Source organism: Streptococcus oralis (assembly GCF_026782345.1).
Classification (GTDB): domain Bacteria; phylum Bacillota; class Bacilli; order Lactobacillales; family Streptococcaceae; genus Streptococcus; species Streptococcus oralis_CK.
The window spans coordinates 1-1,693 of record NZ_JAKUWI010000009.1; the positions used below are offsets into that span (position 1 = coordinate 1).

Sequence of the window (1,693 nt, forward strand, 5' to 3'; positions counted from 1 at the left end):
TAGGAGTTGTTGGCTCCTCTGGTTTCTTAGGTTCTGGCGTTGTAGTACGAACTGTGTTTGAAGCGTAAGCAACTTTGTTCACAGTATTTACATAGGTATTTTCAAAAGTTCCGACAGCAATTCGTTTCATTTGAATATAAGTCTCAGCCTGGAATGGAGAATCCAACTGAATCTCTTGAAGGAATTCTTCCTTGAAGCGAATGGTAATCATTCCCTTATCTTGGTCATGTTCAACCTGTGTTTCAGCGGTTAAGTCTGTCCCTGCCTTGATAACACGACCGTCTTTCAATCGGATATCAACCTTGGCAAGAACTTTATAGTTTCCAGTGTATTGATCACCTTTTTGGTCATAATCATCTACAAAACTATAGTCATTCAAGTCCTCAGAATGATTTTGTGGAATCAAACCACCGATTAAACGATAATTGAAGTACTGGTTCAATGGAATTGTTTGGCCATCAATATTGTCACTGCTTGGATCCATACTGATTGTCACATCTTTTTTAGGTGTGATTTTCGGTACATTGTTGACAACTACTTCTGTAGCATAGCCATTTCCAAAATCAATTTGGTAGGCTTTGTTTTCATACTTACCACCCGTTTGACCAAATTCAGGTTTAACTGTCATCGGATCTGTGATGAGCAATGATTTTCCTGCTGCTACATAGTTCTTGTAGAATTCGGCTGGATTATCAGCTGAGAAGAGTTGGAAAGCACCTTTAACAGTGATGTTTGCTTTCTTCAACAGCTCTTGAATCTTCTTAGGAGCAGCTTCTAAACTATCATATTGTTGAACACTGATACCTGGTACAAGATTGCCCTCTAGATCACGAATCTTAACCAATTCTGGATGAAGGGTTAAGGCTTCTTCTGGATAATCATCCACATAGTAGAAACCATTTTGAATTGCTTCTTTAGAAGATTTATCTCCCTTGTATTGGTCCAAATCCCATGTGAGTTCATAGTAGTTCGTTGAACCAGCTAGAACTTCTTTGCCATCAATATTCACACCTTGCTTGTTCTTGTTAACTTTCAAAGGCTTGATGTAGTTGTTATTTGGATTGTCAGGATCATTTGGTTTACCTGGAGTCGTTACACGAACAATATTTGACTTGACACCGTAGGCATCGTTAACTGTCAATGTAAAGTTATTTGTATAAGTTGCCCCATCATTCAAGACACGACCAACAACCGTTGGATAAAGAGTTTCAACAGGTTTAGTTAAATCAGCATTGTATGTTGCCAATGTCTCGTCAGTCGCCTTAAAGGTTACAGTGTGACTAGCTTTGTCATAGCTTGTTTCAAACCCTTTGCTTGCAGCCTTGGTTGCTTCCAAATCAAACTGATAGCCAGTTGGAAGTGGATCTACCAATACAAATGAAGTTGTTTTTGGACGACCAGCTGTCAACGCTTCTGTTTTCAACTCAAACTTCACTACAGACTGCTTAGCAACTAGAGTACGATCGATATCTACTCCATCCTCGTTTTTAATTTCTTTATTAATCTGAGGTTGTGCAAATAGACGATTGTAATGGAAGTGAACTGTTGGCACCGCTGGTGGTGTTGGCAACTGCTTAGGAGTTGGTGCTACCGGCGGAGTTGGCAATGGATCATAATTTGGCTCTTCTGGTTTTGATGGCTCTGGTTGATCTGGAGTCTTAACTGGTGGTGTTGGCTCATTTTCGTAGCTTGG

General features: G+C 39.9%; 1 protein-coding gene. It reads right to left on the reverse strand.

Features of this window, described 5'->3' with window-relative positions:
- A partial coding sequence (locus MK405_RS09455; protein ID WP_268704892.1) for an SspB-related isopeptide-forming adhesin occupies positions 1-1,693 on the reverse strand: 1,693 nt, incomplete at both ends.